10 protein-coding genes are annotated in these 13,939 nt (G+C 66.8%); 5 read left to right on the top strand and 5 right to left on the bottom strand.

Annotated elements, in window-relative coordinates; translation table 11 throughout:
* Window positions 1-145: 145 nt before the first annotated feature.
* Both ACOQPE_RS10235 and ACOQPE_RS10230 read left to right on the top strand, forming a co-directional pair.
* Complete coding sequence (locus tag ACOQPE_RS10235) at window positions 146-1,468, top strand: exonuclease SbcCD subunit D (protein WP_420608812.1); 1,323 nt, start codon at window positions 146-148, stop codon at window positions 1,466-1,468.
* A complete protein-coding gene (locus ACOQPE_RS10230; protein WP_420608811.1) occupies window positions 1,465-4,599 on the top strand; it encodes an AAA family ATPase in 3,135 nt (1,044 codons plus the stop codon). The genes ACOQPE_RS10235 and ACOQPE_RS10230 overlap by 4 nt, the downstream gene beginning before the upstream one ends.
* A gap of 108 nt (window positions 4,600-4,707) precedes the next feature.
* Here the strand turns inward: ACOQPE_RS10230 and ACOQPE_RS10225 are convergent, their stop codons facing one another.
* Together ACOQPE_RS10225 and ACOQPE_RS10220 are read right to left on the bottom strand one after the other, a co-directional pair.
* Window positions 4,708-6,198 (bottom strand): HNH endonuclease, encoded by a 1,491-nt coding sequence (locus ACOQPE_RS10225; protein WP_420608810.1) that lies wholly within the window; start codon window positions 6,196-6,198, stop codon window positions 4,708-4,710.
* 233 nt (window positions 6,199-6,431) lie between these two features.
* Window positions 6,432-7,067: an NUDIX hydrolase gene (locus ACOQPE_RS10220; protein WP_420608809.1), complete on the bottom strand. Its 636-nt coding sequence runs from the start codon at window positions 7,065-7,067 to the stop codon at window positions 6,432-6,434.
* A 74-nt stretch (window positions 7,068-7,141) separates the two neighbouring features.
* On the opposite strand from ACOQPE_RS10220, the gene ACOQPE_RS10215 reads away from it, so the two are divergent.
* Complete coding sequence (locus ACOQPE_RS10215) at window positions 7,142-8,356, top strand: acyl-CoA dehydrogenase family protein (RefSeq protein ID WP_420608808.1); 1,215 nt, start codon at window positions 7,142-7,144, stop codon at window positions 8,354-8,356.
* A 56-nt stretch (window positions 8,357-8,412) separates the two neighbouring features.
* Here ACOQPE_RS10215 and ACOQPE_RS10210 read toward each other — a convergent pair whose 3' ends face one another.
* Window positions 8,413-9,600 carry a CaiB/BaiF CoA transferase family protein gene (locus ACOQPE_RS10210; protein WP_420608807.1) on the bottom strand — a complete coding sequence of 396 codons (1,188 nt, stop codon included), beginning with the start codon at window positions 9,598-9,600 and terminating at the stop codon, window positions 8,413-8,415.
* A gap of 103 nt (window positions 9,601-9,703) precedes the next feature.
* Here ACOQPE_RS10210 and ACOQPE_RS10205 point away from each other — a divergent pair, with 103 nt between their 5' ends.
* Both ACOQPE_RS10205 and ACOQPE_RS10200 read left to right on the top strand, forming a co-directional pair.
* Complete coding sequence (locus ACOQPE_RS10205; protein WP_420608806.1) at window positions 9,704-10,927, top strand: aminotransferase class III-fold pyridoxal phosphate-dependent enzyme; 1,224 nt, start codon at window positions 9,704-9,706, stop codon at window positions 10,925-10,927.
* 69 nt (window positions 10,928-10,996) lie between these two features.
* Window positions 10,997-11,833 carry an LLM class F420-dependent oxidoreductase gene (locus ACOQPE_RS10200; protein WP_420608805.1) on the top strand — a complete coding sequence of 279 codons (837 nt, stop codon included), beginning with the start codon at window positions 10,997-10,999 and terminating at the stop codon, window positions 11,831-11,833.
* A gap of 22 nt (window positions 11,834-11,855) precedes the next feature.
* Here ACOQPE_RS10200 and ACOQPE_RS10195 read toward each other — a convergent pair whose 3' ends face one another.
* Window positions 11,856-12,686 carry a DUF6159 family protein gene (locus tag ACOQPE_RS10195; RefSeq protein WP_420608804.1) on the bottom strand — a complete coding sequence of 277 codons (831 nt, stop codon included), beginning with the start codon at window positions 12,684-12,686 and terminating at the stop codon, window positions 11,856-11,858.
* 112 nt (window positions 12,687-12,798) lie between these two features.
* The gene (locus ACOQPE_RS10190; RefSeq protein WP_420608803.1) at window positions 12,799-13,938 is read right to left on the bottom strand and encodes a DMT family transporter; all 1,140 of its coding nucleotides are present in this window, start codon (window positions 13,936-13,938) and stop codon (window positions 12,799-12,801) included.
* Window position 13,939: the final 1 nt, after the last annotated feature.

Raw genomic sequence — 13,939 nt, 5'->3', positions numbered from 1 at the left:
ATCCAGGGACCTGCGGTGTGCGGACACTAACGAACCGGGAGTTGGCTGGCACAATCCCGGCGAGCCGACGAGATCACACTGTTTCTCGCCCCGGCAATCCCCATTCCCCAGGCTCCCCGTCACAGCCCCTCGGTACTCTGCGGCCGTGCGCATCCTGCACACGTCCGATTGGCACCTGGGCCGCAGCTTCCACGGCGCATCGCTCATGCACGAGCAGGAAGAGATCATTGACCGGATCGTCGAACTGGCTAGGAACCGCAGAGTCGACCTAGTCGTGATCGCAGGTGACTTGTACGACCGGGCGATCCCGCCAACCGATGCCGTGCGTCTGTTCGACGAGGCCCTGGTACGCCTGCGCGAAACGGGCGCGACGGTTGTCGCCATTGCCGGCAACCACGATTCGCCGAACCGGGTAGCAGTTGCCGACCGGATCCTCGAGCAGGCGGGTGTCGCCGTCCGGGGCGCGGTCGCCCGGTGCGTTGAACCGCTGCAATTGGAAGCCGACGACGGCGGACCGCCGGTCAGGGTCTATCCGGTGCCCTACCTCGAGCCGCTGCTGGCCCGCCAGCACCTCGACCAACTCGACGGAGACGCTGAGGCGGCAGGCGCCGCGCAAGCAGAGGCTGAGGAAACAGAGGCAAAGGCGGCAAAAAAAGCAGGGACGGCAGGGTCTCGCCGAGCCGATCGCCACGACCCGGCCATCGCCCTGCTAGCCGGGCAGCAGTCTCCCGAGGCCGAGGCAACCCGACGCGCCAGCCACCACGACGTCACGGAACTCGCCACAACGCTGATCCGCCGGGCGGCGGCCGCCGGTGGTCCGACTCGCACCGTCGTGGTGGCGCACACCTTCGTGGACGGGGCAACTCCGTCGGATTCCGAACGCGATCTCAGCATCGGCAACATCGACAGGGTGGGCCTAGACGTGTTCGGCGGGTTCGACTACGTGGCACTGGGCCACCTGCACCGCTGCCAAGCCTTCGACGAAGGCCGTATCGCATACTCCGGCAGCCCGCTCCCCTACTCGTTCTCTGAGGAGAACGACACCAAGTCGGTGCGCATCGTCGAGATGAACGCAGAGGGCCGATGCAGCACTGAGGTTGTCCCGCTGGGTGTCGGCCGCCCGCTGCGTACGTTGCGGGGCCGCATGACCGACCTGCTCGGCAGCGCGGCATTCAGCGAGGCCGAGCAGGATCGAGTGCGCTTCCTGCTCACCGACCCCGAACTGCCCCTGCAAGCCATGGCGCGCCTTCAAACTCGCTTTCAGCACGCTGTGACGCTCGAACACCAGCCCGACGGGCAGATTCGAAACGGCAGCGAAGACGTGGCCCACGCCGTGGAACACTCGGAGAATCCGCTCGATCTTGCGCTTCGCTTCTGGGCAGACCAGCAGGGCGCTGATGCGTCAGATGCGCAGAAGAAAGCGCTGACGTCTGCACTCGAAGCAGCCGCGGGAATGGACGAATCATGAGGCCGCACCGCCTCGCGTTCTGCGCCCTGGGTCCCTACCCAGACAAAGTCGAGATCGAATTCGACGAACTCGTCAGCGAGGGACTCTTCCTCATCTGGGGGCGAACGGGTGCGGGCAAGACCTTCCTGCTCGACGCGCTGTGCTTCGCATTGTTCGGCGAGGTCCCCGGGGCGCGCCCGTATGACACGCTCCGCTCAGACCACGCTCCGCTTGAGGTGTCGCCTTGGGCGGATCTGGAGTTCACCGTCCAAGGCGATCGCTGGCGCATACACCGCGTCCCAGCACACGAACGTGCCAAGAAGCGCGGCAGCGGAACCACCGGCGAGAAGGCCAGCGCTGCTCTCGAACGTCTCGTGGGCGAGACGTGGCAACCAGTCGCGGAGAAGATCCCAGAAGTCGACCAAGAAGTCGTGCAGTTGCTCGGCCTCACCGCCTCAGAGTTCCAGCAGGTAGTGCTGCTCCCGCAGGGCCGATTCGAGAGAGCACTCCGATCCACGTCCGGGGAGCGCGAGAAGCTGCTGCTCACGCTGTTCGAAACCTCGATCTACGAATCGGCCGCAAGCTGGCTGGACGCCGAGGCCGAACGGCACCGGACAACGGCGACAGGTCTCGAAGAACGGCTCCACGATCTGCGTCGAACGGCCGCCGAACGGTGGCGTGAGGTGTCGCCCGCAGACGAAAGCAGCGGACTACGCGACGGCACTGTCCATAGCTCCGGCGCTTCGTCGGACGCCGTCGAGTCAACCGATGCGTCACGGCCCGCCCTTGGTTCCGTGGCTTCGTCGGATGCCGTCGAGCGGGTCGATGCGCCGTGGCCCGCCGATCAGAGCCAACTCGACGATCTCGTCGAACAAGCGCAATCGGTCGCCGACGATGCGGCTGACGCCGCAAAGACTGCCAATGCGAGGTACGAGGCGGCGAACGAGGACCACAGCAAGGCGAGACAGCTCGCTGGCCGTTGGAATCGGCGCAATGAGCTTCAGAAGCTGCTGCGCAGACTTGTCGACGCCGAGACCAATATCGACACGAAACGGGAAGCCCTTGGCCGGGCCGACGACGCTCAAGCGATACGGCACGTGCTTGATGACGAAGCGGACGCTCGCAGCGAGCTTGATCAGTGCACCGCCGAACTCTCAGCGCAATACGCAACCCTGCGAGAATGCATGGCCGATGCGCTGAGCCTCCCGGATGAACTCGCCATCCCCGCCGTCGACGACCCAGCGCTGCAGACGAATCTCGCTCCAATTGGCAGACAGGTCTCCGACCGTCTGGACGAACTCGGCAACTTCGCCGAGGACGCCTGCACTGCAAGCAAGCGAGAGTCCGAGGCTGCTGCCAAGCGAGAGTCCGCCACATGCCATCTTGAACAGCAGCAAGCACGGCGCGAAACCGCTGAGGAGCATGATTTCAAGAGAGTCTTCGCGGAAGCAGGACTGCGAGCTGCCGAGTCGGCCGCTGGTCGGATCTCGGCGCTCACGACCACTTCCGAGAGCGCTCACGAGCAGGCAGCAGCGGCTGCGAAGCTTCAGTCGCTGGCACCCAAGCGTGACGCCGCCGAGAAGTCTGTGAGGGACGCGAATCAGACAACCCTCGAGCGTCGCAAGGAAGAGCTCGACCTTCGTGAGCGGCGCCTCGACGGCATGGCCGCCGTACTCGCAGGCGAACTGCTCGACGCTGTTCCATGCCCAGTTTGCGGATCGACGGAGCATCCGATTCCGGCCGAGCCTGCCGACGACGCCGTGCGCGACGAGCATCTCGAAGCTGCTTCGGCTGCCGTCGAGCGCGCCGTCGAAGCCGAAGACGGTGCAAGAGAAGTGTTGCGGGGAATCAACTCGCGGATTGATGAGTTGCGCGGACGGGCCGGTGACGCTGCCGATAATCCTGACGCAGCGGCCAGACAATCTGAATCTGCTGCCGCCGAATTGGCTGCGGCAAACGAGTTAGCCGGCAACCAGCACGAACTGCGGGAGGCGAGCGAATACCACCGGCACCAAGAGAACTCGGCTCGGCAGCAGTCCAGCAGAGCTGAGACCGACGCGGCACTCGCTCTCGACGCGGCCGAGAGGGCAGAGCGCGAAGCCGGAGAATTGAGATCCACGATCAGCCAAGCGATCGGCGAGGTTGACCCCGACGAAGCCGTGGCGGCTCTGCGAGCTGTCGAATCGTGTCTCAGCGACTTGCAGACTTCCGTTGGGGAACAGACGAAGGCTCGAACAGCGCTCCACACATTGGCCGGCACCCTCGAAGCCCAACTCAAAAAGTCTCCGTTCGCCTCCGCTGATGAGGCCCGATCTGCCTTGCTCGACGACGCCGTGCGCGACGAGTTGCGGGAAGAAGTGAAGAGCTACGACGACGCAATGCGCGACACCCGACGCGACCTCGGTGCCGATGACTTGCAGTGCCTTCCGGATGATCGACCCGACACTGAGGCCGCTGAAGAGGCGGCGAACGCGGAGCGCGTGATGGCCAAGGAGGCCGGAGATCATCACACCCTGATCGCAAGTGCGCGCGATGCAATTCGCGGCTGGGCGGACGACCATCGAGAAGTGGACGCCGAGTACGCCAGCGCTTTCGCCGACGCCGAACTTTGGACCGCCGTCGCCGACCGCTGTAGTGGACGACTTGCTCCAAGGGTGTCCCTGCAGCGATGGATCCTGTCGGCCTATTTGGAACGGATATGCCAGTTCGCCAATAGACGGCTTGGTGCCATGTCCGGCAGCCGATATCGGCTCAGCGTCCATCGGGAGAGCGAGCGGCATGGTGCCAAGGGAGGACTCGGCCTGCGAGTGCACGACGCTCACACCGGAGCGGAGCGCGAGGTCTCCACGCTTTCGGGCGGCGAGACCTTCCAAGCGTCGCTGGCGCTGGCGCTCGGTGTCGCCGATGTGGTGACTGCTCGCACCGGCGGCGTGCGCCTCGAAGTGCTGTTTGTCGATGAAGGATTCGGGACCCTGGACAGCGAAGCGCTGCACCTCGCCATGGACGAACTGGACCGTCTGCGTGAGGGCGGTCGTGCCGTCGGCCTCATCAGTCATGTATCCGAGTTGCGTGTACGCATCCGCACCGGCATCGAAGTCCACCGAACCGACAAGGGCTCCCACACCAGCGTCGGTGCGATCTCCGAACTCTGACTTCCAAATGGATGTGGGTCGAGGAAACGCGATGCCTCGCGTTCGAGGAGGCGGTACGCACCGCTCACCGAGTCCCTAGCTCGAACGGCCATGTTGCCGTTGTGCGTGCTACGGGAACAGGGCGGGTTCGCGAGATACATCGAACGTGTGGGTAGGGGCGGTGTATTGCAGCGGCGCAGGGTTGCGGCGCGGGGTCGGCTTCTTGGATCTGGCGGGGTTGGGCGCCGACTCTGCGTCGGGCGGTATGAGCCGGTAGCGGTTGTTGCGCTTGATGACCTGCCAGTTGTGGTCGTGGATCTTGTCGTGGCAGGACCAGCACACCAGCACGAGGTTGTCGATCTTGGTGGGACCGCCGCAGAGCCAGGGGATGATGTGGTGCGCTTCGCAGTCGCCGGGCGGGGCGCCGCAGCCGATGCAGGCGCCGTCGCGGGCGATCAGGGCGCGACGCTGGGCTGCGGTAGGTGCTCGTGCAGCGACTGCCTCGTAGAGGGGTGTGAGTTCTTTGCCGAACAGCACGACGGAGATGTCGGCGTTGCAGCAGAGCCGGTCGATGACGCTGGCGGGCACCGGGCCGGTGCCTGCGATCTCTCCGATGCCGTCGTGGTCGTCGAGCAGGTCTGCGAGGTCGGCTCGCACGATGATCTGGGTCGCTTGGGCCTTTCGACCTGCAGAGCCCGTGCTGTCGCAGGCCTTGTGGCAACAGCCCGCGCCGATATTGCCGCAGCTGAGGTCGCCGGACGCGCCATCGCCTGCGGCGGTGCGGTCAGTGACGGTGTCGTAGCCGGCTGCGCAATCGGGAAGCGCTGCGGGAACGGGCGTGCGGTGGGTGAGGATGCCGTCGAGGGCGTCGGCCATGCGCTGGTCTCGGGTGCGCACCACGCCACCGGCTGCCGGACCGTCGCTTGCAGTGCCGGTGTGCCCGGTGTCGGGGCCGTCTGTGCTGGCGGCGCTGCCCCTGCGCTGCAGGCGGCGGTCGGCTTGGCGGAGGCGTTCGGCTTCGTCGCGGATGCGAGTTTGGATCCGGGCGCCCATCTCTGCGTCGAACGCGCCGCGCATCTGCACGGTGCCGTCGTCGCCGTTCCAGAAGCGCACGTTGCGGTTGCGCCGGTTGCGGCGGTGCTGGTCGGCGAGGCTCGCGGCGCTCTGATGCTTCGCTGCCCAACGCGCCGAGGCCTGAGCGAACTCATCGGGCGGCAACGTCTTGGCCAAGTCCATCAACTCGGGATCGTCCTGCACTGCTTCTGGACTCGTCTGACGTGCGACGCGGGCCAGGCGGGAGGCATTCGCCATGCACATTTCGCCGCCAGCCAGCGCCGACCGAGCGTCGGGCAGCTGCTCGAGCTCGGCGGCGGTGCGAACGTTGCGCGCGGCATCCGAGCGAGGGACCGCAGCGACCTGATGCAGCACCCCTGCGCCGCCGTCGCCGTGCTTTTCTCGCGAGGCGATCTGGGACGCCACCGCTGTCTCGAGCGCTTCGAGCCGGGCGCGCAGCGGCTTGGCCAGCCCCAGCGCGTCGCGCAGTTCGCCGGTGGGCGCACCCTCGACACCATCGAAGGCCGCTGCGAGCGAGTCGAGCGCCGACTGCACCTGAGAGAACATGTGTTCACTCTACCGAGCCCCTGTGACATACGAACGTTTATATGCTGCCAGATACATTACAGTTATGTAACATTTAGTTTCAGAGCTAATGAGTCAGTTTTGATATTCTCTAGAACCGAACTTCCAGCAGTCGCTCGCAGTCGAGGGTCCACCTAGCGACGCTGTGCTCGCGCCGACGCCGCAGTCGCGTCGATCGGCACGACCGGACGCAAGGCCGCAGCGGCGGGGCTTGCTCAGCTGGATGGGCTGAACTGGATCGGGAGGGGGTGGCCGGTGCGGGTGAACAGGTCTTGCAGCATCCGCAGCGTCATGCCCCAGATCACCCGTCCGTGGCCGACTTCGATGCCCGGAAAGCGCTCGTCGGGTCGAGGCGGGTAGTGGTAGTCGATGTGGCGTCGAGGGTCGGCCAGTTCTGCCACCGAGACCCAGAACGCGTCGGCTACTTCGTAGTTCAGCGTCAGTGCGGGGCGTGTGCCGTCTAGCCAGCACACGTGCGGCGTCACCCGCAGCGCAGCGCCGCGCCAGCGCGGATTGCCTTCGAGATCGTTGAGCCGGCCGAGCCAGCGCACTCCGGCGTGCGCGGTGATGTCGAATCCGATCTCTTCGCGGCTCTCGCGTACCGCCGTGTCGAACGTGTCGTCGTCGTCGGGCTCGGTGCGCCCACCCGGAAACGCCATGTGGCCCGACCACGGGTCGCCGTCGCGGGTGGCTCGTTCGATGAAGAGCATCTCGGGGCCACTGTCACCCGAGCGCGCCACTGCGGCGACGGCGGCAGTCGGGCCGTGATGCGGTGTGTCGAGGTCCTGACTGAGCACTGCCGTCAGGCGTTCCGCTTCAAACGCCTCAGTGACAGGGTGCAGGCCGACCACGGCCTCGCAGCGTAGGTCGGACGCATGCGACGGCTCTCGGTTCGCTTCCGGACGCCGCTGCTACCGTCGCCGCGATGACTGCTGCCGACGTTGACGATTCGATCGTTGCAGACGATCCGCTGACGGGCATGGATGCAGCATCATTCGAAGCGTTCGTCGGCGAAGTCGCGCAATTCCGGGACACGGTCGTGGCGCCGAACGTGAACCGCTGGGAGAGCGAGAAGCGCATGGCACCCGAGGCCCTGCGCGAAGCGTCGGCGATCGGGCTGCTCGCCATGGAGGTACCTGCCGAGCGGGGCGGGCTCGGGATGAGCTTCGCCCAGAAGTGCCGCATCGTCGAGGTGCTGAGCGCTGTGTCGATGCCGTTCGCCTTCAGTCTGGTGAACACCGGCAACGTCGCAGCGCGAGTGGCGCGGCTCGGCAGCGACACCCACCGCGAGCGCTACCTGGCCGACCTGATGGCCGGAAGACGGTTCGGTTCCACCGCGCTGACCGAACCGGGCGCCGGCAGCGACTTCGCCAACATCGCTACGACGGCGACGCCTGTCGACGGCGGCTGGCGGCTCGACGGCGCCAAGGCCTGGATCACCAACGCCGCGCACTCCGACGTGATCTTCTGCTACGCGCAGACGCAGCCCGGCTCCCGGGGTCGAGGCATCGCGTTGTTCCTCATCGACGGCACCCAGCCCGGCTTCGAGCGGCTGCCGCCGTACGAGCTGGCCGGAGGTCACCTCATCGGCACCGGCGGGTTCCGGCTGGATGGCTACATCGCCGCCGCCGAAGATCTTCTCAGCCCTGCGGGGGAAGCCTTCATCGCAGCCTTGTCGAGCGTGAACGGTGCCCGCACCTACGTCGCCGCCATGTGCTGCGCCATGGTGGAGGCCACCCTCGCGAGCGCAGTCCGCTACGGAGCCGAGCGCGAGGCATTCGGCAGGCCCGTCATCGCCCATCAAGGACTGGCATGGAAGCTGGCCGGGGTGCAGAACCGCCTCGAAGCCTCCCAGCTGCTCACTGCCCGGGCCGTCGACGCAGTCACCGAGTCATTGCGCACCGGCGACGCCTCTGGCGCCATCCTGCCGGCTGCGCATGCCAAGAAGTTCGCCACCGAGACGGCCGAAGCCGACATCGCCGCCTGCATCCAAGCCATGGGCGCCGAGGGCCTTCGCAGCGATCACCCGGGGGGTCACCACCTCATCGGAGCGCGCATCGCCAACTACGTGGACGGCAGCACCGAAATCCAGACCGACCGCATCGCCCGCTCTCTCGCTGCCACCTACGCGGCCAGCTGAACCCGCCGCAGTACGCCCCCCCGCCGCCGGCAGGGCCACAGGCTGCGTCGACAATCTCAGCCGAAGACTCCCTCGTCGCGAAGTGCGGTGATGTCGTCCCACGTGTATCCGTGCTCGAGCAGCACTTCCTCGGTGTGCTGGCCGAGTTCGGGCGCAACTGCGCCAGGCTTCAGCGGCGTGGCTGACATGCGGATCGGGGTGCCGATCACCGTGCGTTCGCCCTCGGGGTGCTCGACGCGTTGCAGGTAGCCGTTCTCGTACATCGACTCGTCGGCCACGATCGCCTCGTAGTCACGGACCAGCCCGTAGCGGACCCCTGCCCCGGTGAGCACCGCCTCCCACTCGTCGAGGGTCCTGGTGGGGAAGACCTCGTCGATGATGGCGACCAGCTCGGCCCGGGCTTCCGAGCTCAGCATGAGGGCCAGGAACCGTTCGTCGTCGGCGAGGTCGGGCCGGTCGAGCAGCTTGGCGAATTCGGGCCACCCCGGACCGGTGCCGCTGAGCAGGTGGATCCAGCCGTCGGCCGCCTCCACGGTGTGGAGCAACGTGGGAACGAAGGCGTGACCCGAATCGATGCGTTCGGGGTTGCGACCGGTCAGCAGGGTGTAGGTCATCTCCGATGCTTGGGCGTAGATCATGCCGCCCACGAGCGACACGTCGACCCGCTGTCCAAGCCCGGTCTCGGTGCGATGGAGCAGCGCAGCAAGAATGCCGGTGACCATGTTCTGGCAGCCGACATGGTCGGAGATGACAGCCCCATTCATGACCGGGGGTCCGCCGTCGATTCGGGTGGCGAACATGAGCCCGCCCTCTGCCTGACCTGACGAGTCGGCTCCCTCCCGCGTCGACTTGGGGCCGATCGGCCCGAACGTCGAGCCGGTGGCGTACACGAGCCGGGGATTGATGGACGACAGGTGCTCATACGACAGGCCCCAGGCCTCCATGGTCCCGGGCACGAAGTTGTGGATCAGGATGTCGGTGGTGTCGACAAACCGCTCGAGTGCGCGCTTGCCGCCCGGCGTGCGCAGGTCGAGGGTGACCGACCGCTTCCCCCGGTTGCACGCCTCGTAGTACGGGCTGCGCAGATCGGTGGGCGACACGGGGATGACCCGTCCCAGGTCGCCCATGCCCGGCAGCTCGATCTTGATGACCGACGCTCCCATGTCGTGCAAGGTGGCGGCAGCTTGAGGGCCCTGCACCAAGATGGACAGGTCGAGGACGGTGTAGTCGTCAAGCGCTCCCATCGCCGGATCGTAACCCCGCCCGCTTGCTGCATTTTGGGTGCCGAGAATTCGCCGGTATGTCAGGATGCTGCCCACCAAGATCTTCTCGTCGAGAGAGGCGGATATGAGCGAACCGATGCAGACTTCGAAGTCCCGCGAGCTCTACGAGCGGGCACAGGCGGTGATCCCCAAGGGCGTGTACGGCCACTACGGCCCAGCGGTGATCGACGATGGACCGGTGTTCTTCTCGTCTGCAGAAGGCGCACGGTTCACCGACGTGGACGGGAACTCCTACATCGACTGGATGTGTGCGTACGGCCCGAACATTCTGGGCTACAACCATCCGGGGGTGGAGGAGGCGGCCGAAAAGCAGGCCGCCGACGGCAGCACGGTCAGCCTCGCCGCGCCGGTCATGGTGGAGCTGGCCGAGGAGCTCGTCGACCTCGTGGACGGGGCCGACTGGGCGCTGTTCGGCAAGAACGGGGCCGACGCGACCGGGTTGGCCGTAATGATTGCCCGCGCTGCGACGGGGCGGCGGTACATCCTCAAGATCCAGGGCGGATATCACGGCTCGGCCCCGTGGATGCAGGCGCCTGGGAACAAGGGCACCATCGCGGAGGACCAAGCCTTCGTCATCGAGGTGCCATGGAACGACGCGCAGGCTGTGCAGACCGCTATCGATGCTCACCCGGGCGACATCGCCTGCTTCATCTCGTCGCCGTATCACCACCCCGTCTTCGCCGACAACGAACTGCCCGCCGAGGGCTACTGGGCTGCAGTTGAGGGCGCCTGCCGGGCTGCAGGGATTGTCGTGATCGTGGACGAGGTACGCAGCGGGTTCAGGATCGACTTGGCAGGCGCGCACGTGGCGTACGGATTCACGCCGGACCTTATGTGCTTCGGCAAAGCGATCGGGAACGGGCACCCGGTGGCGGCATTGGCCGGCAGCGACGAGCTGAAGGGGGCCGCAGGCGAGACGTTCTTCACTGGAACGCAGTTCTTCAATGCCGCGCCCATGGCAGCTGCCCTCGCGACGCTGCGGGAACTTCGCTCGACTGATGCCGCGGCGGCCGCGACCGAAACCGGCATTCGACTGGGCGAAGCCCTGACCGATGTGGCGGCAGCTCATGGGCACGAACTGCGAGTGAGCGGCGTGCCCGCCATGCCGTACCTGCGCGTCGTGGGCGAGGGAGGCTCGAAGTTCCATGCCCGCTGGATATCCGAGTGCATCCGCCGGGGCGCATACCTGCTCAGCTACCACAACAACTTCGTGTGCACCGCGCACACCGACGACGACATCAAGCGCACCTGCGACATTGCTGACGCAGCGTTCACGGCCCTCGCGTAGCGCCACGGCCCCTCAACGAACTGCAACCGCTCCGGTGACCAGCATTCTGATGCCCAGAAAGGAACGCGCATGAAGTTCGGCTTCACCGTGCCCAACAACTTCGGAGTCGATGATCCAGCGGAGGTGGTCGCTCTGGCTGTCGAGGCCGAGCAGCTCGGCTTCGACTCGGTGTGGGTGAATCATCACGTCCTCAACGTGGGCTACGTGTGGGACCGGCTGGGCGAACGGCCCTACCACGATGCGCTGGTGATGCTCACGTGGATGGCGGCACACACGTCACGGGTGCGCCTCGGCACCAGCGTGCTGGTGATGCCGTACCTGCACCCGATGGTGCTGGCCAAGGAGCTGGCCACGCTGGACCGCCTGAGCGGCGGCCGCCTGGTGGTCGGGCTCGGCGTGGGCAGCCTTCCCGAGGAGAACGAGATGCTCGGCGCGGAGTACGACGACCGCGGCCGGCTCAGCAACGAGTTCATCGAGGTGCTCGACCTGCTGTGGACCCAGCCGAACGCCAGTTACGACGGGCACTACTACTCGTTCCAAGGCGCCGTGAGCTCGCCCAAGCCCGTGCAGCAGCCCCGACCCCCGATCCTGATCGGCGGCAACCGTCCGCCGGCACTGCGGCGCGTCGGCCGCCTGGGCGACGGCTGGCACCCGATGATGCTGTCGCCCGAGAGCGTCGCGAAGCGCCTGCCGGTGATCCGCGAAGCCGCAGAGGCGGCAGGCCGCTCAGGCATCCCTGCGGAAGTCTCCGTGCGGCGGACCGCAAGCGACGTGACGCCGGAGCTGGCTGCCAGCTATGCAGCCGTCGGGGTGACCGAGCTCGTGGTCTCCTGGAACACCGGCGACGTCGCCGAGATCAGCGAGGGCCTCGCCGCCTTCGCCGCCGAACACGGCATCTGCGGCTGAACCGCTGGGCCGTTCGGTCTGGCTACTTCGAGCGGAACGAGGCTTCCATCTCGTCGATGTCGAAGCCGCCGTGCGCCACGCCGTCGACGGCGTACTCGTACAGCGCGGTCTTGAAGTAGAGGCTCAGCGCGCTCACCACAACGCTCACGGCGAGAACGCCGATCACGCCGACGGCGATGCCGATGTACAGGCCGATCCCGGGCACCAACGTGGCGATCAGCACCGCGACCAGGATGATCGGCAGGGCGATCACGAAGCCCAGAATGCCGAACCCCGCCTGGGCGATGAGATTCTCGCCCCAGGTGCGGCGGACCAGCGACATGGAGTGCTTGACACTGGCGAACGAGCGGTAGTCGTCGATGATGATGGCGGGCACGACCAGATAGGTGGCCACGCCCCACGCCGCCTCGGCCAGGAACGTCAGCATCTGGCCCAGCCAGCCCAGGCGCTCGCGCAGGAAGCGCAGCACCAGCCCGACGGTCAACGTGATGAGCGCCCAGCCGAGCAGGCTCGGCAGCCGTGACGCTGCCTTGCCCATGGCGCTGCGCACGGTGGGATCGCCGCCGGTCATGCGCTCGTGCGCGCCGGCCACGAGTGCGCCTTCGAAGTACACCACTGTGGCTGTTGCCACGAACGCGAATACGAGCCCGAGCACGACTGCGCTGCCTTCGACACTCTCGGCGCCCCCGCTTGCATCGAAGCTGCCGGTGACGAAGCCGACCACTGCCGCCGCAGCGGCAATGACCAGGATGGTCAGCATGCTGAGGACCGGCAGCCACAGCAGCTCGCGGTCCTGCTTCAGCAGCGACCACGAGTTCTTGGTCAGCCGCCAGGTATTGGCGAATCGGCCCATGGAGATGCTCCCTGCCTTCTCAGCCCCGCAGGCGGATCGATGGCGGACTCCTGCGTCGCGGCTGGTGCACTGTGCACGGTCGAGCGTACTCAGCGCGCGCGACACCGGATCGTCAGTTTTGTGAACGCGCAGCGACAGGCGCTTCGGGCTCAGCGGCCTGCTCGACCGGAGCAGGCGCAGCCCGCGATCCGGTTGGCGTGCGGATCACCATGGCCACCGAGAACAGCACGACGGCGCCGCCCAGGAACTGCATGGGCGTCACCGGCTCGCCGTGGATGAGCCACGCCGTCCCCACGGCCACGATGTGCATCGCCAGCACGTACAGCGACGAGCGGGCCACCTCGATGTGACCGTGGCACCACGTCATCAGCACGTGGCCGAACACCCCGGTCACGAAGGCCACGATCACGATCCACAGCCAATCCAGCCCGCCGAATTCGAAGAATTGGCTCGGTGTCACCATCAGCACGGTGGGCGGGACCGCGGCAACAAACGACCAGAAGTTGATGCCCGCCATCCACTCGATCGGGTCCACGTCGGTGGACGCTCTGGCCATCCGGGTCAGCACGAAATAGACGGTGAACGTCAGCACCGACATCGCGGTGAGGAACAGTCCGAACCCGCTGGCGCGGAACTCGCCGCCGGCGCCCATGATCACGCCGACGGCGCCGCCGACTCCGATCAGCGTGAAGACGATCTGGCGAAAGCTGACCCGATCACCGAAGATCGGGCCCACCAGCGCCAGGAGCATGGCCGGCTGCAGGGCCATCATCACCGACATCACGGAGATCGTGACTTCCTGCACCGCAGCGAAGACGAAGACCATGTTGATGCCGAAGCACAGGCCCGGCAGCGCGGTCTGGGTGAACACCCGCCGAGACAGCCACCGGCCGCGCAGCGCCAGCACCACAAGCAGGAACGGCGTGGACATGCCGAAGCGGATGAAGGCGCTCACCATCGCCGGTGCGGTGAGCAGCTTGGAGATGGGCGGCCCGAGACCCCATGAGACGACCACGAGGCCCATGACCAGCAGCGGCAGCGCGCCGCCGGCCGTCCGCACGGTTGTGGCACCGGTCGCGGCGCCCGCAGCCGAGCCTTCGGCCGGTGCGCGCCGCGCAACCGCCGCAGCACCGTTGAGCGGCGCTTTGACGCCGCCCGCCCGGTCGATGGCCGGGGCGACATGGAAGACGGCGCCCGACGGTACGGCTGGTCCGCTGTCGCTCGCCGCTGCCGGCCCGCCCGCACCCCTCACC

It is taken from the genome of Candidatus Poriferisodalis sp., assembly GCF_965219595.1.
Taxonomy (GTDB): domain Bacteria; phylum Actinomycetota; class Acidimicrobiia; order Acidimicrobiales; family Poriferisodalaceae; genus Poriferisodalis.
The sequence above is the reverse complement of the archived record's forward strand: the minus strand, read 5'-3'. Positions and strand labels throughout refer to the sequence as shown.

Coding starts and splice junctions, on each gene's coding strand:
- ACOQPE_RS10215 (WP_420608808.1), top strand. CDS start 7,142: ATGACTGCTGCCGACGTTGACGATTCGATCGTTGCAGACGATCCGCTG.
- ACOQPE_RS10225 (WP_420608810.1), bottom strand. CDS start 6,198: ATGTTCTCTCAGGTGCAGTCGGCGCTCGACTCGCTCGCAGCGGCCTTC.
- ACOQPE_RS10205 (WP_420608806.1), top strand. CDS start 9,704: ATGAGCGAACCGATGCAGACTTCGAAGTCCCGCGAGCTCTACGAGCGG.
- ACOQPE_RS10195 (WP_420608804.1), bottom strand. CDS start 12,686: ATGGGCCGATTCGCCAATACCTGGCGGCTGACCAAGAACTCGTGGTCG.
- ACOQPE_RS10210 (WP_420608807.1), bottom strand. CDS start 9,600: ATGGGAGCGCTTGACGACTACACCGTCCTCGACCTGTCCATCTTGGTG.
- ACOQPE_RS10200 (WP_420608805.1), top strand. CDS start 10,997: ATGAAGTTCGGCTTCACCGTGCCCAACAACTTCGGAGTCGATGATCCA.
- ACOQPE_RS10230 (WP_420608811.1), top strand. CDS start 1,465: ATGAGGCCGCACCGCCTCGCGTTCTGCGCCCTGGGTCCCTACCCAGAC.